This is a genomic window from Actinoplanes subglobosus (assembly GCF_042650585.1).
Classification (GTDB): Bacteria; Actinomycetota; Actinomycetes; order Mycobacteriales; family Micromonosporaceae; genus Actinoplanes; species Actinoplanes subglobosus.
Genome location: NZ_JBHSBL010000020.1, coordinates 45,269 through 67,238 on the forward strand (window position 1 = coordinate 45,269; position 21,970 = coordinate 67,238).

The window sequence follows — 21,970 nt, forward strand, 5'->3', positions numbered from 1 at the left end:
CGAAGGAGGACCCTGTGCTCGCGCTCGTCGTAGTCGTGGTGCTCGGCGCCGCGATGCTCGCCTCCGGCGCGCTCGCCGTTCGCCTACGCTTGGCTCCTCCTGTGTTGCTGCTCGGCTGCGGCGTCCTGCTCGGCTTCGTCCCCGCGCTGCGCGAGGTTCACCTGCCGCCGGAGACGGTACTGCTGCTCTTTCTGCCAGCCCTGCTCTATTGGGAGAGCCTGACCACCTCGCTACGCGAGATCCGCCGTGACCTTCGCGGCATCATCCTGATGGGCACCGTCCTGGTGGTTCTTACCGCCGGTGCAGTCGCCGCAACCGCGCATGCCCTCGGTTTGCCGTGGGGCCCGGCGTGGGTGCTCGGTGCCGCTCTGGCTCCGACCGACGCCACCGCCGTCGGCGTGCTAGCCCGGCGGCTGCCGCGCCGTAATGTCACCCTGCTGCGAGCCGAGAGCCTCATCAACGACGGCACCGCCCTGGTGATCTACGCCCTGGCAGTCGGAATCACCGTCGGCGAGCAACAGCTCACCACCGTGCACGTGTCATGGCTGCTGCTACTGGCCTACGGCGGCGGAGCCCTCGCTGGACTGATCACCGCGTGGGCGGGGGTGCGGCTGCGCCGCAGACTCAATGATCCGATGCTCGGGAACGTCGCCATGCTGATCATCCCGTTCACCGCCTTCTTGCTCGCCGAGGTGATCGAGGCGTCCGGAGTGGTCGCTGTCGTGATCTGCGGCCTCGTCATGAGCCAGGCGGGGCCACGGGCGGTCAACGCCGAGACCCGCAGCCAAGCCGTGGCGTTCTGGTCACTGGCCACATTCATGCTCAACGGGGCACTGTTCGTCCTTGTCGGCATCGAAGTCCAAGCCGCCGTACGTGGCTTGAACAGTGTCGATCTGTTCCGGGGAACCGTGGCCGTGGCCGTGGTCGCGGTGGTCATGTTCGCCGCCCGACTGGCCTTTCTGTTCGTCTCCGCCTACACCATCCGTGGCCTCGACCGCCGACCGCAGCAACGTCTACGCCGCATCAGCCACCGTGCGCGGATGGTCAGTGCGATCGCCGGATTCCGTGGCGCTGTGTCTTTGGCAGCTGCCCTGGCGGTCCCCGCCACTCTCGCCTCCGGGCAGCCGTTCCCCGGCCGCGACACCATCGTTTTCGTCACCGCGGGCGTGATCGTGGTGACCTTGGTGGTGCAGGCACCGCTACTGCCGGTGATCGTGCGGTGGGCCCGTCTGCCGCACGACGTTTCCGTGGAGAAGGAACGCAGACTCGCCGAAACGACCGCAATCCGCGAAGCCCTAGCCGAACTCCCGGCACTCGCCGCCGTTCTGGGCACCGACCCGCAGGTGACTGACGCCCTTCGACGCGAGTACGACCGGCATCTCGAAATGTTGATGTCGCAGGATCCCGCCAGCGACGGCTCAACGTTGCGCCACCACGATGACGCCGCTCTGCGGCGAGCGCTGGTCGCCCACAAACGAGCGACAGTTCTTCGGCTACGCGACCAGGGCCACATCGACGACACCGTCCTGCGCCGGGTGCAGGCCCGCCTCGACATCGAGGACCTTCGCCTGTCCGACCACGACCTCGTCGAATGATCAATTCCGGCGTGTTGGCCCGGTCAAGCAGCGATCGGGGCGACCTGCGGTTCGTCAGGCGACAGTGATCGCTGCGAAGGCCTCATCCAGCAGGGTGTTCAGGTCCTGGTCTCCGTCGGAGACGGTCCAGCGGTCGACGGCGACACTCAAGCAGACGATGGCAGACGCCGAGCGGACCAGAGCGGACATGCTGTCGGCCGTCGGGCGGCCGGTTCGCTCGGCGAGGATGCCGGCCAGAACAGGCCGAAGGTTCGCTTGCCGTTCTAGATTGCGTGCGCGAAGGGCCGGGGTGTCCGCGATGAGCTTCGCCATGGAGAGCGCCGATGCGGGGTCCTGCCGGTAGTGCTCCAGGACGGGATTGAACGCCTGGCGCAGCGCGGTCCAGTCGTCCTCGCCGGCCGGCCGGTCGCGCAGCGCTTGTGCGACCTCAGCCTCATGCTCGTCCGCAGCGCTGAGGACGGCTTCCTCCTTCGTACCGAAGTAGCGCAGGAAGGTGCTGCGAGAGACACCGGCTGCCTCGGCGACGTCGTTAACGGTGACGCGGTCGAACCCATCACGGCGAAACAGGTCGAGAGCGACCTCAGTCAGCCGGGCCCGGATGGCGTTGCGAGCGATGTCTCTGGCGGTGCCGTGCGCTGAGGTTCCCACCCGCTGATCATAGATTCGACAACTCGGTTGCAGGAAGGTTGCCAGTCTCTTTCTGAGCTTGTGCTGCAAACTGACACTCAGTATCTTTTTGAAGCAGAGGTTCGGCGCCTTTGGTGAAGCGAGCCTCCCCTCCCGCGATGGCCGCCACCGAGCCAGTGATCAGCCACGCAGGCGCTCTGACAGATACAGGGGAAACCGAGTGACAAAATCCGAATCGGCCGTCCGCCCGGGCGGCATCGTGGCGGTACTGGCGTTCGCCGGCATCGTCGGCGCGATCATGCAGACAGTCGTGGTGCCGATCATCGGCGAGCTGCCGCAACTGCTGAACACCTCGGCCGGCAACGCGACCTGGGTCATCACCGCCACGCTGCTGGCTGCGGCCGTGTTCATGCCGGTCATCGGCCGCCTCGGCGACATGTACGGCAAGAAGAGAGTGCTGCTCATCTGCTGCGCGCCGCTGTTCGCCGGTTCACTACTGTGCGCAGTAGCGACGTCGCTGGTGCCCATGGTCATCGGCCGGGGCCTGCAAGGCGTCGGCATGGGCATGATCCCGCTCGGCATCAGCGTGCTGCGCGACGTCCTGCCCGCGGACAAACTCGGCTCGTCGATCGCGCTGCTGAGCGCGTCGCTCGGCATCGGCGGCGGCCTGGGCCTGCCGCTGTCGGCTGCCGTGGCCGAGTACGCCGACTGGCGTGTGCTGTTCTGGGGCGCCGCGGCTGCCACCGTGCTGATCGTCGTGCTGATCTGGAAACTGGTGCCGACGCCGCCCACCTACGCCAAGGGACAGACCTTCGACTACCTGGGTGCTGTAGCGCTCGGCGCGGGCATCATCTGCCTGCTGCTGTCGGTCACCAAGGGCAGCCAGTGGGGCTGGGGCGAGCCCAAGACCATCGGACTGCTCGCCGTCGGCATACTCGTGCTGCTGGCCTGGGGCTGGTGGGAGCGACGTCATACCGACCCGCTCGTCGACCTCAAGGTGAGCGCCCGCCCGCAGGTGCTACTGACCAACATCGCCTCGGTTCTGGTCGGCTTCGCGATGTACGCCCAGTCCCTGGCGGTTCCGCAGTTGCTGCAACTGCCGGAGGCGACCGGCTACGGTCTGGGGCAGTCGATGCTGGCCATGGGCCTGTGGCTCTTGCCCGCCGGTCTGATGATGATGGCGGTCTCCCCGCTGGGCGGCAGGCTGTCGGCCGCTCGCGGCCCGAAGTTCACGCTCGTCGCCGGCACTCTGGTGATCGCCCTCGGTTACGGCGTCTCGCTGGCCCTGCTGGGTACCACATGGGGCCTGATGGTCGTCGGCATGATCACCAACGCCGGGGTTGGCTTGGCGTACGGCGCGATGCCCGCTCTGATCATGGGTTCGGTGCCGCGGTCGGAGACCGGCGCGGCCAACAGCTTCAACACGCTGATGCGCTCGATGGGCAGCTCCGCCGCCTCGGCGGTGATCGGGGTGGTGCTTTCGCGGCTGACCACCGACTTCGGCGGGCACGCACTGCCATCGGAGAACGGCTTCCGGGTCACGATGCTGATTGGCTGCGGCGTCGCGTTGCTGGCGGCCACCATCGCCGCGACCATCCCGACCCGCGCCGTTGCGGCGGCGGAAGCGGCCGAGGGCGCCACGGGTCGCCGGCACGCCCACGCCTGACCACCGTCGTCCCGCGGGCCCGGACCTGGCCAGGTCGGGCCTGCGGCTTTCGGGTGATCTCCCGGTGGCGCCGCCAGATACCGCTCCCTCCTGGCGGAATCGGGCTGATCGAGGCGAGTCTGTTGGCGGCGCATGGACCTGTGGCGGCTGCTGCCGCGGTGGCACTGACATATCGTCTTGCAACTTCTGCTTGATCCTCTTGGCAGGCTCCGTCTCCTACGTCTATCTGCGGCGGCACGCCCGCGACGTCGCCCGTCCGTTATCGGCGGGCGTCGTCGTGTCCGACGCGTCCTAGTGCCTCGTGATGCTGATCGATTTACCTACCGTTGCTCGCAACGAGTTTCTTGATGTTGCGCTGAGTCAGTCGGACCTTGGCGAGGATCTCGTCGATGATTGCCGTCAAGGTGAACGGTTGAGGGCTGATATTCCAGGGGTGCTGTAGGTGCGGATCGTGCCGACTGGAGCGTCGCCGGATATCGAATTGATTCTTGGACAGTGACTGATCCGAGCGTGACGGCGTGGCGAAGCCGGGTAGGTGGTCACTCCGGTGGGTGATCGTCGTCGATGTCACGTCATCGCCGACGGTTGGTGCGGTCTCACCTGTATCCGGCTCGGATGGGGGTGATTGTGACGTCGCCTGTTGATACCGCTGATCTGATGGCTGCCTGGCTGACCACCCCGCCGCCGTCCGCGCGGGTCCGCGGTCGGCCGGAGCCGCTGCCGGTCGGGGTGTTGCGGTTCGCGTTCTACGGCCGTATGTCGACGGTCGAGTATCAGGATGACCTGTCGTCGCGGGGCTGGCAGCGTGACAGTGCCCTGCACCTGATTGCTGGGCACGGTGTGATCGTCGCGAGCTATTTCGATGCCGGCTGTTCGCGGAGCCTGCCGTGGTCACAGCGGTCGCAAGCGGCGGCTCTGTTGGCCGCGGCGGCGGATCCGTGTCGGCCTTTCGACGCGATTGTCGTGGGAGAGTTCGAGCGGGCGTTCTCGGCCGGGCAGTTCGAGCAGCTGCTTCTGCTTCTCGACGAGTACGGCGTCCAGTTGTGGCTGCCGGAGTTGGGCGGGCCCGTCGAGCCGGATGATCCGGTGCATCAGGCGACGATGCGGATGTTGGGTAGCCAGTCGCAGCGGGAGATCCTGCGGGCCCGGTTCCGGACGAGTGCGGCGATGCGGGTCCAGGCGCGTGAGCAGGGCCGGCATCTGGGTGGGCGCCCGCCGTACGGGTATCGGCTTGTTGATGCGGGTCCGCATCCGAACGCAGCGCATGCGCGGTGGGGCCGGCGGTTGCATCGGCTGGATCCGGACCCGGAGACGGCGCCGACGGTGCGGTGGATCTTCGCCCAGCGGCTCGCGGGGTGGAGTGTGGCGGGGATCGCGCGGACGTTGAACGCGACGGGGGTTCTGTCGCCGTCGGCCTATGACCGGGCCCGGAACCCGCACCGCACCGGCACGTCGTGGACGGTCCGGACGGTGGCCGCGATCCTGGAGAACCCGCGGTACACCGGCCGGCAGGTGTGGAACCGGCAGGGCATCGACCACCATGAGGTGAACCCGGGCGACAAGAGCAGCCGCCCGGCAGGCCGCAAGCCGTCACATCACTGGAACGACCGGGACCAGTGGGTGATCTCCACTGCGGTGGTGCATCCGCCGCTGGTCAGCGAACAGGACTTCCTGCGGGCCCAGCAGGTCAGCGCGCTCGCCGTGCCGGACGACGCGAACCCGCACCGCTATCAGCTGACTGGTCTTCTGATCTGCGGGTTGTGCGGGCGGCGTCTGGAGGGGCAGTGGGTGCACGGGCGGGCCGGGTACCGGTGCCGGCACGGCTATACCAGCGGCGGTGATGTGCGGCCGGACCGGGCGAAGATCCTCTATCTACGGGAGGAGCAGGTGCTGGCCGAGGCCCGTCGTCAGCTGGCTCACCATGTCGGCGTTGATCCGCAGGTACTGGACGGCGGGGAGTTGGGCCGGCAGTTGCGGTGGCACGGGTACACGATTCTGTGTACGCCGGTCAGCATCACCCTCGACGTCGGAGAGGAAACGGCCCGCGCGAGTACCGATGTCCCGGCGTCCCGGTCAGGCCGAGCACGTGAAAGAACAGAAGACGATCCGGAGTCTGGGCAGTTGCCGTTGCCGGGTCTGTCGGCCATTCCGCATCAACGGCGGAAAGCATTCAACCCACACCAGAATCATCCAAAACGTGAATGACCTTGGTGTGGGTTAACGTGTCCGAGGGGGGACTTGAACCCCCACGCCCGATAAAGGGCACTAGCACCTCAAGCTAGCGCGTCTGCCATTCCGCCACCCGGACCTGCTCCGTACAGCTTAGCGGGGCCGTCGCCCTGGCTTTCACCTGGGTTTTGGCTGCCTGCTCAGCGGCACGGACAGAACTATATACGGCCCTGACGCCGGGCCTAACCGGGGGCCGGTCGTTACCGGGGGTGTGGCGCGGAGCGGGGGAAACGGGCAGCATGGCGGACGTGTCTCCCTCCCCTCTCACTCCCGCCATCGAACGTGCCCGTGTCCTGATCGCCTCCGGGGATCTCGGGTCGGCCCAGGTCTTGCTGGAGCGGGCTGTGGAGCTGGGGCGGGAGAACCTGGGTAAGGACGAGCCGGACGTTCTCACCGCTCAGCGGGAGCTCGCGGGGGTCTTCCTGCTGTCCGATGATCCGATGGGTGCCCGGCGGATGCTCGAGGACGCCTACGCGGCGGGGCAGTGGCGGCTCGGGGACAGCGATCCGATCATGCTGCACATCTCCCATGATCTCGGCGTCGTCGCTCAGGAGCTGGGGAACCGGCACGAGGCGCGGAAGGCGTTCGGGCGGGTTGCCACCAGCGGGCCTTCGGCCCTCGGTGAGGGGCATCAGTTCGTCGCCAGGGCCCGGGCCTACCTCGGTGAGGATCCTTCGGGAGCGGTGGTACGGCCGGAGGCGCCGCCCACCCAGCCGGCGGTGACTCAGCCGACCGTGACGCGGCCCACGAATGTCACGCCGCCCCGGCCGAATGAGAACCAGCCGAGCGTGGCCCAGCCGAGCGTGGCCCAGCCGAGCGTGCCCCGGCCCAGTGAGAGCCAGTCGAGCATGACGCAGCCGACGGTGGCGCAACCGACGGTTCAGCGGGACCGCGGTGGCGAAGCGCATATCCGGGCGGTCCTGGAGGGCCCCACCAACGTGCTGCCGGTCACCAGGCCGGCCCCGCAGTCTGAGCCCGTCTCCCGCCCGGAGACGAAGTTCGTGCCGCAACCGGAACCGCAGCGGCAGGGCAACCCGTGGGACACCGCACCGGTGGTCCCGGAGCAGCGCCAACCCACGGTCAACGAGTGGAACTCCGGCCCTCACCACCGCCCGGCGCCCCAGCCGGCCCCTGCGCAGGACGGCGGATACCGGACCGCTCAGACCGGCTATCAGTCCAGCCACCAGGGCGGATACCGCAGTGTGGATAACCCGCAACCCGTCCACCAGCACGGATACCCCCGGACGCACAACGCGACAGCCGAGACCGCGACGACGCCTCATCAGGATCCGGGTACGGGACAGCCGTACCGAAAGAGTGGTCTTGCCGTTGGTCTGACCGTTGTCGCGACCCTCGTCGCGCTGGTCGCGGTGGGTGCCCTCGTCGTCGTCCTCGTCGACCGGGAGAAGGACCAGCCCACCCCGCCGGTGGCGACCGCCTCGGCCGGCGCCCCGCAGCTGGGAGGTGCTCCGCCGACCGCGGTGAAGCTGGCCGATCGGGGTTCCGCAGTGGACGTGAGCTGGGCGGATCCGAGTGGCGGCAAGGCGCCGTTCATGATCACGATGGCCCGTGAGGGGCAGCAGTTCAAGCCGGTGTCGCAGGTCGGTCTGGGCAAGCGGGAGACGACGGTGGCGGGGCTGAATCCCAAGCTGGAGTACTGCTTCGCAGTGGTCGCCGTCTATTCGTCGAGTAAGTACGCCAGCTCGAACCAGGTGTGCACCGAACGCGGCTGAGGTTATCCACAGCCCGTGGGACACGGGTATCGACGGCGACCGTCGTTTCGCTATGGTGGCCCACGTCCTTGAGGCGGCGACACGGGGAGGGCAGCCGCAGTGACCAGCACCGATGCCACCACACCGCGGCGCGGGGTCCGGATGCCGAGCCGGGGCCAGCTGGTCACGATGGCGACCGTCGTCGTTCTCGCGGCCGGTCTCGGGCTGACCGTGCGCGGGCTCGGCGCCGCCGATGACGCACTGGCCAGCTTCGATGCCGCCTCCTGGGTGTGGAGCAAAGGTGCCGGCGAGCTGGCCCGGGTCAACGGGGTGAGCGCCCGCGTCGACACGCGTGCCAACGTGCCGGATGCGTTGCGGCATCAGGTGCAGGTCAGCCAGAGCGACCGGTTCGTGCTGCTGCGTGACGCCGACACCGGCGCGATCGCCTCGATGGACCTCACCGACCTGCAGGTCTACTGGAATCAGCAGTCCCAGCCGGGCATCGGCGTGAGTGTGGCGCTGCATGGTGACGACGCGTTCGTCGTCGACGCGGTCCAGGGCAGGGTGCAGCAGGTCGACCCGTCGAGCGTGCAGCCGATGGGTGAGCCGCTGCAGTTCCCGCCGGGTATCAGCGGCGGTGTGTTCGACGGGGCCGGCCGGCTGTGGATCGCCGCGCCCAGCGAGGGCACCGTGACCGCGATCGTGACCGGCGAGGCGGGCGCGACACGGCTGCGCACCGATCCGGTCGCCGCGCCCAGTCACGATCTGGCCGTGACCGCACTGGACAAGGGCGTCGCCGTGCTCGACCGGACGACGAACGCACTGGTTCGCGTGGATGACAAGGGCGCCGGGCAGCCGGTGACGCTGCCGCTGGCCTCGCCCGGTGAGCTGCCGGCCCACTCCGACGGCGACATGATCGCCGTCACCCTGCCGGACGAGCGGCGGGTCTACACCGTCACCTCCTCCGGCGTGCGGGACGTCACCGTCCCGGCTTCCGGTGGTGAGCTGCGGCCGGCGGTCACCTACCAGGGTTATCTGTATGTGCCGGCGGCCGACGGCACGGTGCACGTCTTCGACAGCGAGGGCAGGCGGCAGGAGCCGATCGCCATCGCCCGGCCCGGCGGTGACCTGGAGCTGGAGGTCCGGGAGAACCGGCTGTTCATCAACGCGCCGGGCTCCTCGACGGCGCGTGTCGTCGACGACAACCACGAGGTCCGGACGGTCGACAAGTATGACGACGACGTCCTCGGCGGCGACCCGCCAGAGGTGTTGGCGCCGCCGACCCCGCCGAAGGAGCAGAAGCCGAAGAAGCCGGTGGCCGCGAAACCGGGCGCCCCGCGCAGCGTGCGGGCCGCTGCCGGCAACGCCGAGGCCCGGGTCTCCTGGCAGGCGGCCCCGGACAACGGCGCCGCGATCAGCAAGTACGTGGTGGCCGGCGCGGGACGCACCTTCCAGGTCGGCGCCGACCAGCGGTCGCTGGTGGTGGACGGGCTGACCAACGGCGAGAAATACCGGTTCGAGGTGCACGCCGTCAACCGCAAGGGCGACGGGCCGGGCCGTGACAGCAACGAGGTCATGCCGACCTCCGAGGTGCCGGACGCGCCGGGAGTCCCGGTCGCCGAGGCCGAGCCGGACGGGACGGTCACGCTCACCTGGCCGGCCGCCAACGGTCAGGGCCACGACATCGTGCGGTATGCGGTGACGGCCGTGACCGAGGGCGGCACCGCCCCGATCGGTGAGGCGACCGGCACCGAGCTGACCGTGGCGGCGAACCAGGTCGAATTCGGCAAGGCGTATGCGTTCACGGTCGTCGCGATCAACGACATCGGCGCCGGCTCCGAGGCGTCCGCCGTCAGCAACAGCGTGGTCCCGTTCGCGGCGCCGGGCGCCCCGGAGAACCTGGCCGCCACCACCGTCGCCGGGCAGGCCGGTGCGGTCAGCGTGACCTGGACGGCGCCGGCCGACAACGGGCGGCCCATCACGAAGTACGTGGTGACGTCGGGCGGCACGCGGACCGAGGTCACGGCGACCGCGACCACCCTCACCGGGCTCGGGAACGGCGCGACGGTGCAGGTCGAGGTGACAGCGGTCAACGAGGCCGGCCCCGGGGCGGCAGCGACGGCGTCGGCCCGCACGGTGGCGGCTCCCACGGTGACCGTCACCGCGGTCGACCCGACCTACAACACCGCGAAGGTGACGTTCGCCGTCAACAACGGCGGCGGCACCACCACGTGCACGCTCACCGTGTCGGGCGGCGGCAAGGGCTCCACCGGCAGTTGCTCGTCGCTGAACGCCAGCGGGCTGAAACCGAGCACCGGCTACACGTTCACGGTCACCGCCAAGAACGCGGCGGGCAGTGCAGCCAAGGGCATGGCGAAGACGACCGACGCCCTCTACGGCACGGCCACCTGCATCAACGGTGACTCCGGCGACCAGAGGACGTACTGCGACTCCGACGTCGACGGCCGCAACGGCAACGAGATCTTCAAGGTCGCCAGGCAGGACGACGACGAGCAGGCCGGTTGGGTCAAGAACGGGACGCGACTGAAGACGTACTGCAAGAAGGCCGGTGAAGAGGTCTACGCGTACGTCTACAACGACAACAAGCGAAGCACGTGGTGGGTCCAGGTGGACTACAAGGGCAAGACGTACATCCCGTGGGCGTGGCTCAACCTCGACGGCGGGGACGACCTGGCGGACCTGTCGACGTGCTGACCCCCGCCCACATCAAGGGGTTCGCCGACGTCGCGGCCGAACTCGCCAACCGGATCGGCACCGTCGTCCTCGGCAAACCCGAGGTCGTCCGGCTGGCGATCACCGCGATGTTCGCCCAGGGGCACGTGCTGCTGGAGGACGTGCCCGGCGTCGGCAAGACCACCCTGGCCCGGGCGCTGGCCGCTTCGATCCGCGGGCAGTGGCGGCGCATCCAGTTCACGCCCGACCTGCTGCCCTCCGACGTCTCCGGCGTGACCGTCTTCAACCAGGCCAGCCGCGGTTTCGAGTTCCACCCGGGCCCGGTCTTCGCCAACCTGGTGATCGCCGACGAGATCAACCGGGCGTCACCGAAGACACAGTCGGCGCTGCTCGAGGTGATGGAGGAGCGCCGGGTCACCGTCGACGGCGTGCCGCACCCGGTGCCGCAGCCGTTCCTCGTCGTCGCCACCCAGAACCCGGTCGAGATGGACGGCACCTACCGTCTCCCGGAGGCGCAGCTCGACCGTTTCCTGGTCAAACTCTCCGTCGGGTACCCCTCCGAGGAGGTCGAGATCGAGGTGCTGCGCGGCGCCGCGGTCCGGTCACCGGACACCCTCGACCCGGTCACCGACACCGCCATGATCGGCGAGATGACACGGATGGTCGCGGCGGTCCACATCGCCGACCCCCTTTACGCGTACGCCGTCCGCCTCGCCGCCGCCACCCGCAACCACCCGCAGGTCCGTGTCGGCGTCAGCCCCCGCGGCGTGATCGCCCTGACCCGTGCCGCCTCGGCGTACGCGCTGATCAACGGCCGTGGCTACGTCCTGCCGGAGGACTTCAAGGACCTCGTCGAACCGGTCTTCGCCCACCGTGTCCTGCTCTCCGCCGACGCCCAGCTGCGCGGGGTCACCCCGGCCGAGGTGCTCGCCGACGCCCTGCGGTCGGTGCCCGTCCCGCTGCCCGACCAGCACGTCCCGGCCTGATCCGGTGTTCCGCGGGATCACAGCACGAGGCGCCGGCCTGATCGCCGGGGCGACGGTCCTGCTCGGCGCCGGTTTCCGCTACGGCTACCCGGATCTGGCGGTACTCGGCGCGGCCGCCGCTCTCGCCGTGCTCGCGGCGGCGGTGTTCGCGTTCTGGCGCCCGAGCCTCGGCGTCACCCGGGTGGCCGACCCGGACCGGGTCGGCCGCGGCGAGCCGGCGAACGTCACGTTGACCATCAGCAACACCAGCCGGATGCGGGCCGCCACCCTGTTCGCCACCGACCGCTGCGGGACGGCGACGGTCCAGGTGCCGCTGCTGCGGTTGCGGGCCGGCCACGACACCGTCGAGACCTATCCGGTGCCCACCCACCGCCGCGGGCTCGTGCCGGTCGGCCCGTTGCACGTCACCCGCCGTGACCCGCTCGGGCTGATCACGCTGGCCCGGTCCTACGGCGAGACGATCGTGGTGCGCGTCCATCCGAAGGTGCATCCGCTGCGTGCCACCCCGGCCGGCCTGACCCGCAGTCTCGACGGCAACGCCGACAAGGTTCCGCACGGGACGATCACGTTCGACACGTTGCGTGAGTACGTTCCCGGCGACGAGATGCGGCGGGTGCATTGGCGCAGCAGCGCCAAAGTGGGCGAACTGATGGTCCGTGAGCAGCTCGACACCGCGGAGCCGACGATCGTGGTGCTCCTCGACGACCGGGCCGCTGCGCACCGTGGTGACAGTTTCGAGGACGCGTGTGAGGCGGCAGCGTCGATCGTGGTCGCCGCCGTCCGGGAGGATCTGCCGGTCAGTCTGCATCTGATCGGTGGAGGTGGCACGGGGCCGTATCTCGACGTGCTGACCGAGGCGGTACCCGGTGACGGGGATCTGGCGGCCACTCTGCGACGGCTGCGCGCGCAGAAGATCGGGGACACACTGATCTTCCTGACCGGGCCGGGTGGGCGTGCGGATCTCGGGGCCGTCAGTGGACTGCGGGGGACGTACCCCATCGCCCTCGCCGGAGTCCTCGGCGACCGTGACGCGCCGCCCGCCTCGGCGACCGACCGCCTGCTCGTGATCGAGGCCGCCGACGGCGCCGAGTTCGCCGCCGCCTGGGACGGGATGCGCGGATGGTGACGCCCGGGTCCGTGCCGGGCCGTGACGGCAGCCGGGGCACGCACATGGTGACTTTCCGGTCCGCCGGCTGGGCCGTGGCGGCAGCCGGGGCACGCACATGGTGACTTTCCGGTCCGCCGGCCGGGCCGTGGCGGCGGGGGTGCGCGGATGGTGACGTCCGCGTTCGCGCGGCGGGCCGTGGTCGCGGCGGCGCTCGCCGGGATGCTGATGCTGGCCGCGGCCGTGCTGGGGCGGATCTTCGCCGACGACCTGATGTTCCGGCTGGCCGCGGGTGCGGCGGCCGGGTCGGTCGGTGCCGGGGTCGCGATGCGGCGGCTGCCGTCGTGGGCGGTCGCCCCGATCTCCGCGGTGCTGCTCGCGGGCTACCTGGCGCTCGCTCTGCTCCTGGCCGCGGGCGACGCCGGGCTGACCGCCGCGGTCGCCCGGGACGCGCTCGCCAACGGCATTCCACGGCTGCTCACCGCGATGATCCCGGTCGAGAGCGCGCCGGACACCGTGGTCGTCGCGGTCGCCGCGATCTGGATCGCGGGCCTCGCCGCCGCCGAGGTCGCCGTCCGAAGTGGGCGGGTGCTGCTCGGCTGCGTGCCACCGATCGGGGTGTACGTGGCGGTGCTCTACGTGGTCGGGCCGAACGCGACGGCGGCGACCGGTTTCACGCTGGCCTTCGCCGGACTGGTCGTGGTCGCTCTCGCGGTGGCGTCGGGAACCGGTTCGGACACTCCCGCGGCCGTGCGGGCGCGCGCGGTGGGCGGGGCGGTCGCCGGTCTCGCGGTGCTTCTCGGCGTGATCGCGGCGGCCGGTCCGTGGATCGGCGGCAGCGTCACCGCGACACCGGTCGACCCTCGGCGGTACGTGCAGCCGCCCCGCGTGGACAGCCTCGACGAGAGCCCGCTGAACCGGATCTCCGGATGGGCTCTCGACCCGAGACAGCCACTCCTGGAGTTCCGGTCCAGCTCAGCCGGCGCCGGGAGGCTGCGGCTGGCCGTGCTCTCCGACTACGACGGCGTCACGTGGAAGGTCGGCGGCGTCTACCGCAACGCCGGCCGGGTGCTGCCCGCGGCCCGATCTGCCCGCCGGGACCGCTGTCACCGAGTTCCAGCAGGAGATCACCATCACCGGGCTGACCGGCCGGCTGCTCCCGGCCGTGCCGACGCCGGCGACGATCACCGGGGCACGGGTCGCCTACGACGCGGCCAGCGGCACCCTGATCCGCCCCGAGGGGCTCGACGAGGGCCTGCACTACACAGCGGTCTCGCAGGTGGCGAAGCCGGACCTCGGCCGGTTGCCGCTCGCCGACGTGCCGTCCGGGGACGCCGTCGCTCGCTTCCTGACCGTCGGTGCGGGCGCTCCCGAGCAGGTGCAACGGCTCGCCGAGCATCTGGCCGAGGGGGCCGGGGCGCCGTACGACAGGGCTGTCGCCATCGAGACGTTCCTCGCCGAGCACTACCGGCATGTCGCCGACGCGCCCAGTGGGCATGCCTATCCCAACCTGCGGCACTTCCTGTTCGGCCGGCGGGACATCGGCGGGCAGAAGGGCACGTCCGAGCAGTTCGCGGCGGCCTTCGCGGTGCTCGCCCGGTTGACCGGGCTGCCGAGCCGGGTCGTCGTCGGTTTCAGCGTGCCGGCCGCCGGCGGGTCGGTGACCGCCGGGGATGCGCTCGCCTGGCCCGAGATCTACTTCGACGGGCTCGGGTGGATGGCGTTCGACCCGATGCCGAAGAACGACGAGGTGCGGCCGGTCGAGGAGGACTTCACACCGCCGACACCGAGCCCGCCGCCGTCCCCGTCGGAGCCACCACCTCCCGCCGTGACCGATTCCGCGTCGGCGGCCACGGGGGTCGCCGCACCGCCCGCGACGGCCGGGCCGTCGGCGGTGGTCGTCGCGGGCGGGGCGTCCGGGGGAGTGCTGCTGCTGATCGTCGGGGCGGCTGTTGCCGTGGCCGGGATGCGCGGCAGCCTGCGGCGACGGCGGCTGACCACGGGGAGCCCGGGGCAGCGGATCGCGGGGGCGTGGCTGGAGTTCACCGACGCGTTGCGGCTGGCCGGGCGGCCGGTTCCGGCTCACCTGTCGGCTACCGAGGCGGTGCGGCATGCGGCCGTTCTGCCGACGGTGGCGAGGCGTTCCGGGTTGCTGCGCAGGGCTGTTCCGGCGCTGGCGGAGGCGCCGAAAAAGGTGTGGGTGGAAGCGCCGCCGGAGGTGCCGATGAAGGTGCCGGCGGAGGGGCCGAAGGAGGCGCCGGTGGCGGTCGACGGGCCGCCGCTGCCGAGGCTGGACGCCCTGGTCGACGCGGTGAACACGTCGGGGTTCGCGCCGGAGGCCGCCGATGCCGTGCAGGCGTTGCGGGCGGGGGAGCAGGTGGTCGCCTACGCCGCAGCGCTGCGGGAGCGTCGCTCGTGGTGGCGGCGGATCTGGTGGTCCGTGCACCCGGGCCCGTTGCGGTGGAACGGCCCCCGGCGCTGATACCCGGACACCGGGGCAGCGGGGTGCGGGCGGCCGGGAGGTGTGTTCCTGCTGGGGGTGGCCCGCCGGGGCAGCCGGGAGGTAACTGGGGGGACCGGCCGCCCCGGCGGGAGTCTCACGGACCGGTGACGTTGCTCGCGACGCAGCTCGTACCGTCCGGGCCGGAACCGATCTTGGTCGGCTCGTCGCCGGTGTCGTTGCCCTCGAACCGGTCGCACAGCTCGATGTCGTCGCCGACCAGGGTCACGCCGTCGATCGTCAGCCGGTCGCCGAGGTTGGAGTTGATGCCGGCCAGCACGTCACCGGGCGCGGTCGCGGTGATGTTCTCCAGCCGCACCGTGCGTGCCGCCTGGGTGGAACAGTTGCCGCACGACCGGTACAGCTTGCCGAAGTCGGACACCTCGAAGTCACGGATCGTCACCGAACCGCCGGCACCCCGGTTGTCCTGGAACACCTTGTCGTCGGCCTTGGCCGCGCTGCCACCCTCGATCACGACCGTCGCGTTCGTGCCCCGGAACGTCGCGGCGTCCTCGCCGACGTCCTCCCAGTGCACGCCGGAGAGGGTGCAACTGCCGGAGCAGTGCACGCCGTCGGCTGCCGGGCTGCCCAGGATCACGTTGCGCAGCGTCGCGCCGTCGGCCAGCTCGAACAGCGCGTCCTGACCCTCGTCCTGTCCGCCGTCGCCCAGCGCGCCACCGCCGATGAACCGCTTGTTCGCACCGTCGAAGACCCCGGTGACCTCGATCGTCTCGGTCACCACCTGCTCTCCGGTGGCCTCCGGCACCGCCGCTGACGCGAAGTTGGTGAAGACCACGGCCGCGCCCAGTCCGAGAGCGATCACCGCCGCCCCGATCGCTCTGCCTCTGATACGCCGGGAGTCAGCCATCGTGTGCCTTTCGCTCGTAGGGGCGGTTTCTCTCCAGAAGCACGGATCTTGCGAGAAAGCGGTTTCCTCCGCCGAGCAGACTTAAGGCTCTCTTAAGGAAGGTTGGCGGCCGCCGCATAACATGCCTCAGTGGACTCCGAGATCCGCGAGGCCTACCTCGAACGGTTGCGGCGGCGCTGCGCGCACGCCGATCTCGGGGCGTTGTCCCCGGTCACCGACGCCGACCGGCACCGGCTCGTCCCGCTGCAGGAGATCTTCGTGCCCCCTGAGGTACGGGCCGAGCCGCCCCCCATCGAACTACCCCGTGAACTGGTAAGACGTCTCGTCGAGCGCGGTGAGGCAGACGCCGGCGAACTGCCTCCGGGCGTCGACGCGGACACTCTCGACCGGATCCGGCGGGCGCACCGCGAGCAGCCGGCCGTCCCGGTGACCACGGTGGTGGCCGAGGAACCGGGCCGCGGCCTGGTCCTGCTCGGCGACCCGGGGTCCGGCAAGTCCACTGTCGCCCGCTGGCTCACCCTGACGCTGGCGTCCTCGGCATCTCCCGGCGGCACGCTTCCGGTCCTCGTCGAGTTGCGTGCCTACGCCGGTAACCGCTGGCAGTCCGGCACCCTGCTCGACCTGATCGAGCGCCTCGGCGAATCCGGAGGTCACGGCCTGCCCCGTGCGGTCCTGGAGGACCACCTGCGGTCCGGCGGCCCCGCGCTGGTGATCTTCGACGGGCTCGACGAGATCTTCGACCCGCGCCTGCGTGACGAGGTGGCCGACGAGATCGCCGGGTTCGCGGCCCGTTTCCCCAGTGCCCGTGTCGTCGTCACGTCCCGGGTGATCGGTTACCGGCGCACGACCTTCGACCGCGAGCACTTCCGCACCTTCCTGCTCCAGGACCTGGACCGTCCCCGCATCGAACAGTTCCTGACCTCCTGGTACCGGCTCGCCGCCCCACCCGCCGAGGCCGATCCTCTCCGGGACCGGCTGCTCGCCGCGATCGACGGCACACCGGCCGTGGCCGAACTGGCCGGCAACCCGCTGCTGCTCACTATCACGGCGGTGCTCGGCCGCAACCGTGACCTGCCCCGGGACCGCCGCGACGTCTACGACCACGCGATCGGCGTGCTCGTCGCCCAGTGGGACCCGAGCCGCCACCTGCACGACGACCGGCACACCCGCGAACACCTCGACCTCGGCGCACGAGACCGGCTCGCCCTGCTGCGCCGCATCGCCCGCCGCATGCAGGACGCCCCCGCCGGACTGGCCGGCAACCACCTGCTCGACACCGACCTGATCGGCGAGACGGCCGGCTACCTACGCGACGAACACGGACTGTCACCCGGCCGGGCCAAGGCCGTGGCCACCGCGATCACCGACGAGTTCCGCACCCGCAACTTCATCCTCAGCCACTACGGCGCCGGCGTGTACGGCTTCGTCCACCGCGCCTTCCTCGAATACCTGGCCGCCGCCGACATCCTGGACCGCGGCACCGCCGAGCAGGTGTACGAGCAGCACCGTCACGACCCCACCTGCGAGGAGACGCTGGTCCTGCTCGCCGGCATGGTCGACGCACCGCGGGCGGGCCGCATCGTCGACCGCCTGCTGACCGCCGATCCACACTGGTTCCGTGGCCGGCCACGCTCCGGTCGCGCCGCCGAACCCCGCGGCATCCTGCTCGCGCTCCGCTGCCTCGGCGAGATCCGCGATCCGGCGGCACTGCCACGACAGCGCGCGGCGGCGGCCGGCACGGTGATCACCCTGCTGGAACACATCGCGGAGAGCCGGGCCTGGCGCACCGATCCGCTGGTCGTGGCCGTGCTCAGGACGGCGGGTCCGCTGCTGGCCCGGATCGGCCGCCACGACTCCCGCATCCGCGACCGGGTCCGCGACTGGTACCTGATGCGCGGCCGCTTCCTGCGCATCCTCCGCGAGGGCGAGGACTTCGTCGACGTCGAGGTGCCGCCGGTGGCCCAGGTCGTCGCCCCGCTGCTGCACGACGACCCGGAGTTCCTCGCGATCGTGACCGGGTCCGTGCTGTTCGGGCCGCATCCGGCCGTCCGTGAGGACGCGATCCGCGGCCTTCTCCGGGCCCGCCCGGGCGACCCCGCAACGGCCGAACTGGCCCGCACCCTCGCCGAACGCGATCCGGACGGAAACGTGCGCGCCGGTATGGTCCGTTTGTTCGCCGATGCCACCGGGCCCGGCGGCGACGCCCTGACCTGGGTGCGGGACCGTCTCGCCGATGACGACGACCGTCTCCGGCAGGGTGCGGTGCTGGCCTTCGGGTTCGAGTGGCGGCACCATCCGGAGGCCCTGCGGACGGTCTGCTGGTTCGCTGTCACCGACCACTGCCGGCCGGTCCGGTCGAGCGCTGTGACGGCCCTGATCGAGAGCTGGCCCGGTGACCCGGAGGCCGGTGCGCTGCTCCGTGGCGTGGCCCGCTGCGAACCCGACCGGCTCGTCCGCTCGTCCGCCGTCCGCGGTCTGAGCCGCCACTGGCGCGCCGATCCGGAGACGTCGTCGCTGCTCGAGGCCCTGATCGCGGACCCGCGTACACCGCATTTCCTTCGGGTGGCGGCCCGCGACGTGGTTGTCGACGAAGACCCGAGAGAGCGGCCGCCGGCCCGGCGGCGCGTCGACCCGGTGGTCGTCCCGGGTGACGGTGGCATGACCGTCGAGGCTCTGTGGAAGGAGGCCACCTCTTCCGGCGATCCGGTCGATCGGATGGCCGCTGTCCGGGCGCTGGCCACCGGTTGGCCCGACGACCCGGACCTTCCGGGCCGACTGTGCGAACTCGTCGGCACGTCCGCGGCCGCCGCCTCACAGGCTTCCGCCACTCGCGCTCCCGCCCTCCTCGAACGCCGGTTCTCCGAGGCCGGGCTCTGGACCCTTGCCACCACCTGGCCGGATCGGGTCGACGTGCGGGACCTGCTCACGCGGATCGCGCGGGGTCAGATCCTGCCGGATCTCCGAGGGGTCGCGATGATGCTCCTGGCCGCGGTCGGGCGTCGCGACCGTGCCGTGCTCGCGCTCCTGGTCGAACTCGGCCGCGGCAGGGATCCGGCCGTCCGGGCGCGGGCCGCGGTACTGCTGGCCACCGATGGACCCGACGACGGGAACGCGGGCAGACGGCTGGACGGCATGGCGGTCCATGACGCGGAGGAGAGCGTCCGGGCGGCCGCTGTTCAGGCTCTCGTGATCACCCGGCGGCTGGATCCGGCGACCAGAGGGGTCCTGGTGCGGCTCGCGGTCGGTGACGACGACCGGGTGATCCGGCAGACCGCTCTCGAACACCTCGCGGCGGGCTGGCACGACGATCCGGGAACGCTGTCGTTGGTGCGGAGACTCACCGCGGAGGGCGCCACCGGGAACGACCGGGCCGCGGCCGTGCGGGTGCTGGCCGGTGGCTGGCGGGACGATCCGGCCACCGGGGAGCTCCTGCGGCGATTCGTCGACGAGGACGAGAAACGGGATCCGGATCGGTGGCGCGCTGCCGTCGGTGCGCTCGCGGAGCGGTGGCCGTACCACCAGGGTGTCAAAGATCTTGCCGACCGCATCGCGGAAGAGGACGGCATGTGGTGAAAGGGAAACGCCGTTTCCATTACGCCCCGCTGCGGTCTCGCGGAGACGCATTGGTGCGGAGGTGCGTGTGCGGTATGTGATCGTCGGCTGCGGCAACGTCGGGATGGAACTCGCCGCCCGCTGGACCGCCGCCGGGGCGACGCGGCCGCAGCCCTCGACTTCGTGGTCACCAACGACCTGACCGGTCCGTTCAACGCCGTTCCCGACACCGCGGTCCCGCCGACGAACCGTGAGTTCTTCGCCCGGATCAGCACCGGGTCGGGTCTGCCGCAGCTCACCTACCGCGCGGAGATCGCCACCCCCACGGTCCCGATCTCCTCGGCCCGTCTCCGAGCAGCCGGATTCAGCTTCCGACCGTGATGCAGTCGCAGTACACCAGGCTGTACCCCCAGACGGCCAGACCCGCCGCCGGCAGCAGGCTCAACGCCCATCCGGCGAGCGCCGCCGGCCGTGCCTTCGGGAAACGCCACATCATGGCCCCCAGGAACAGGACAAGGAAGATCGCCCACAGCCCGGCCGTCGCATAGACACTGCCGGTGCCGTTGTCGGCCAGATTCTCCATCCACTCGACCTCGGCAGCCGCCGCCAGATAGAAGAACGGCACCGCCCCCGCGATCACCCACATGGTCCGCCCGAACACCGACGCCGTAACCCGCAGCCCCTGCTCATCCCCGTGCATCCGCGCATCGTCGCACGCACGTGCAATCTGCTGCACCCGCCGGTTGACCTGCGGTACCCGCCGATCGACGGGGCACCGCAACGACGGATCGCTGTCTATGATCACGCCCCATGCCCGAACCCAGCACCGCCCGGACTCCCACCGCCACCACGTCGCCCGAGACGGAGCCTGTCGAGGCCGAGATCGGCAGTGCGGATTCCGAATCGGGCACCTCCGAAGATGCCGCGGTTGCTGCTGTCCAGGCGGGCGGTGCGAATTCCGAATCGAGTGCCTCCGAAGATGCCGCGGTCGCTGCTGTCGCGGTAGCGGGCACCGATCCGAGGCCGGGCGCCGACGTTCCGGGCGACGACGATCCTCCGGTGACCACGAACGATGTCGCCGTACACGCATCGATGGCGGGCGCTGAAACCCCCGACAGCGAGGTGCAGCCTGAGCCGGGCCACGTCGACGACGGCGAGTCGGCTGTCGTCGCTGCCGCGGAGGCCNNNACTGCTGCCGATGCCGCCGCGACTGCTGCGGATGCCGCATATGCGGCCGCTGTCGCCGCGGCGGAGGCCGCTGAGTCGGCTGCCATCGCGGCCGACCTTGCCGCTGCGGCGGCGTTCGGTGGAGCCGGCGCCGCCACCAGTGCCGGGCCGGTCGCCAGGGACGCCGACGGCTTCGTGCCGGGCGATGCCGGCGATTCGGTGGGCGACGATGCCGATGAACTGGCGTCGGAGGACGAGGAGCTCTCGGAGCGGGGCCGGGGCCTGGCGCGGTGGACCGGGGATTGCCGCCGGGACCTGCTCGCCTACATCGCGGTACCGGTGGTGACGCTGTTCGCCGCACCCGCGCTGGTGATCTTCTGGGGCATCGTGATCCTCGGCTCGGCGGGCGAACCGCCGTCCATGTGTGACGAGGTGCGGGCGATCAACGGCTGCGAGGAACTCACCTGGACCCTGATCCGCACCCACGTGCTCGGATTCCTCGGACTCTGGGCCCTTCTCTGGGCTCTGCCCTGGTGGCGTGGCCTGCGCCAGCCCCGCGTCCTGCTCGCCCTGGCGTCCGGAGCCGTCCTGTTCATCGCCCTTCTGCGGATGGCCGCGTGACCGCCGCAGCATGCGCGGCGCAACGATGTCGGATCCCCACGGGCGTTCACCGGATCGCTTTGCGAGATTTCGACCGATCAGCCACCGCCTTCGATGGTCAGGCGGGCAAGATCGGCCGGGTCGGACCCGCTGCACCACGACCACACCGGCAATCCTGACAGAGATCTGGAATACCGCGCCCGGCCCGGGGATTGCCACGGACATGACCGACTCTTCGTTCGACCCTCGTCAATTGATCGCGGACAGCCGGATCGGCGTTCTCGCCACGATCAAGGCCAACGGATTGCCGCAGCTCTCCCCGGTGACGCCCTGGTACGACCGGGCCTCCGAGACCATCTACGTGTCGATCACCGCGAACCGTGCGAAGACCGCCAACCTCCGCCGTGACCCGCGGGCCGCGCTGGAGGTGACGAGCGCGGACGGCTGGGCGTGGGCGACCGCCGAGGGTTCGGTGACGCTGACCGGCCCGGGCGACGATCCGGACGGTCCCGAGGTGCAGGCGCTCGTCGACTACTACCGCGGTGCGGCCGGCGAGCACCCGGACTGGGCCGAGTACCGCCAGGTCATGGTCGACGACCGCCGGGTTCTGATGGCGCTGAAGGTGGAGCACGTGTACGGCTCCAAGTTGCGCTGAATCGGTGCGAAAAT

15 protein-coding genes and 1 tRNA gene are annotated in these 21,970 nt (G+C 70.6%); 11 read left to right on the forward strand and 5 right to left on the reverse strand.

All coding sequences use genetic code 11. The annotated features are described in order from the left end of the window. Nucleotides 1-14: 14 nt before the first annotated feature. Entirely contained in the window at nt 15-1,595 is a 1,581-nt protein-coding gene (locus ACFO0C_RS29375; protein ID WP_378069963.1) for a Na+/H+ antiporter, read from the forward strand. A gap of 54 nt (nt 1,596-1,649) precedes the next feature. On the opposite strand, the gene ACFO0C_RS29380 is transcribed toward ACFO0C_RS29375, so the two are convergent. Beyond that, entirely contained in the window at nt 1,650-2,243 is a 594-nt protein-coding gene (locus tag ACFO0C_RS29380; RefSeq protein ID WP_378069964.1) for an acyl-CoA-like ligand-binding transcription factor, read from the reverse strand. An 88-nt stretch (nt 2,244-2,331) separates the two neighbouring features. Here ACFO0C_RS29380 and ACFO0C_RS29385 point away from each other — a divergent pair, with 88 nt between their 5' ends. Together ACFO0C_RS29385 and ACFO0C_RS29390 are read left to right on the forward strand one after the other, a co-directional pair. Further along, nucleotides 2,332-3,888, forward strand: a complete 1,557-nt coding sequence (locus ACFO0C_RS29385) for an MFS transporter (protein WP_378069965.1) — start codon at nt 2,332-2,334, stop codon at nt 3,886-3,888. Between the two features lie 657 nt (nt 3,889-4,545). Next, on the forward strand, nt 4,546-6,093 hold the full coding sequence (locus ACFO0C_RS29390; RefSeq protein WP_378069966.1) for a recombinase family protein: 1,548 nt from the start codon (nt 4,546-4,548) through the stop codon (nt 6,091-6,093). An 18-nt stretch (nt 6,094-6,111) separates the two neighbouring features. Here ACFO0C_RS29390 and ACFO0C_RS29395 read toward each other — a convergent pair. Beyond that, nucleotides 6,112-6,196 (reverse strand) — tRNA-Leu (locus ACFO0C_RS29395). 169 nt (nt 6,197-6,365) lie between these two features. Here ACFO0C_RS29395 and ACFO0C_RS29400 point away from each other — a divergent pair. The 4 genes from ACFO0C_RS29400 to ACFO0C_RS29415 all read left to right on the forward strand — a co-directional run bounded on the left by ACFO0C_RS29400 (nt 6,366) and on the right by ACFO0C_RS29415 (nt 12,635). Then, a complete protein-coding gene (locus tag ACFO0C_RS29400) occupies nt 6,366-7,850 on the forward strand; it encodes a tetratricopeptide repeat protein (protein ID WP_378069967.1) in 1,485 nt (494 codons plus the stop codon). A gap of 141 nt (nt 7,851-7,991) precedes the next feature. Continuing rightward, a complete protein-coding gene (locus tag ACFO0C_RS29405) occupies nt 7,992-10,544 on the forward strand; it encodes a fibronectin type III domain-containing protein (protein WP_378070484.1) in 2,553 nt (850 codons plus the stop codon). Continuing rightward, entirely contained in the window at nt 10,538-11,509 is a 972-nt protein-coding gene (locus tag ACFO0C_RS29410) for an AAA family ATPase (protein ID WP_378069968.1), read from the forward strand. The genes ACFO0C_RS29405 and ACFO0C_RS29410 overlap by 7 nt, the downstream gene beginning before the upstream one ends. A 4-nt stretch (nt 11,510-11,513) precedes the next feature. Further along, the gene (locus ACFO0C_RS29415; RefSeq protein WP_378069969.1) at nt 11,514-12,635 is read left to right on the forward strand and encodes a DUF58 domain-containing protein; all 1,122 of its coding nucleotides are present in this window, start codon (nt 11,514-11,516) and stop codon (nt 12,633-12,635) included. Between the two features lie 614 nt (nt 12,636-13,249). On the opposite strand, the gene ACFO0C_RS29420 is transcribed toward ACFO0C_RS29415, so the two are convergent. After that, nucleotides 13,250-13,459 (reverse strand): hypothetical protein, encoded by a 210-nt coding sequence (locus tag ACFO0C_RS29420; RefSeq protein ID WP_378069970.1) that lies wholly within the window; start codon nt 13,457-13,459, stop codon nt 13,250-13,252. A gap of 287 nt (nt 13,460-13,746) precedes the next feature. Between ACFO0C_RS29420 and ACFO0C_RS29425 the strand changes: the two genes are divergently transcribed. Continuing rightward, nucleotides 13,747-15,096, forward strand: a complete 1,350-nt coding sequence (locus ACFO0C_RS29425) for a transglutaminase-like domain-containing protein (protein WP_378070485.1) — start codon at nt 13,747-13,749, stop codon at nt 15,094-15,096. Nucleotides 15,097-15,211: 115 nt separating this feature from the next. Here the strand turns inward: ACFO0C_RS29425 and ACFO0C_RS29430 are convergent, their stop codons facing one another. After that, nucleotides 15,212-15,937: a pectate lyase gene (locus ACFO0C_RS29430; protein ID WP_378069971.1), complete on the reverse strand. Its 726-nt coding sequence runs from the start codon at nt 15,935-15,937 to the stop codon at nt 15,212-15,214. Nucleotides 15,938-16,111: 174 nt separating this feature from the next. On the opposite strand from ACFO0C_RS29430, the gene ACFO0C_RS29435 reads away from it, so the two are divergent. Continuing rightward, nucleotides 16,112-19,555: a HEAT repeat domain-containing protein gene (locus ACFO0C_RS29435; protein ID WP_378069972.1), complete on the forward strand. Its 3,444-nt coding sequence runs from the start codon at nt 16,112-16,114 to the stop codon at nt 19,553-19,555. A 162-nt stretch (nt 19,556-19,717) separates the two neighbouring features. Then, nucleotides 19,718-19,915: a hypothetical protein gene (locus tag ACFO0C_RS29440; RefSeq protein ID WP_378069973.1), complete on the forward strand. Its 198-nt coding sequence runs from the start codon at nt 19,718-19,720 to the stop codon at nt 19,913-19,915. On the opposite strand, the gene ACFO0C_RS29445 is transcribed toward ACFO0C_RS29440, so the two are convergent. Continuing rightward, nucleotides 19,899-20,234 carry a hypothetical protein gene (locus ACFO0C_RS29445; RefSeq protein WP_378069974.1) on the reverse strand — a complete coding sequence of 112 codons (336 nt, stop codon included), beginning with the start codon at nt 20,232-20,234 and terminating at the stop codon, nt 19,899-19,901. The genes ACFO0C_RS29440 and ACFO0C_RS29445 overlap by 17 nt on opposite strands. Nucleotides 20,235-21,524: 1,290 nt before the next feature. Here ACFO0C_RS29445 and ACFO0C_RS29450 point away from each other — a divergent pair. After that, nucleotides 21,525-21,956 carry a PPOX class F420-dependent oxidoreductase gene (locus ACFO0C_RS29450; protein WP_378069975.1) on the forward strand — a complete coding sequence of 144 codons (432 nt, stop codon included), beginning with the start codon at nt 21,525-21,527 and terminating at the stop codon, nt 21,954-21,956. The last annotated feature ends 14 nt before the right edge of the window (nt 21,957-21,970 follow it).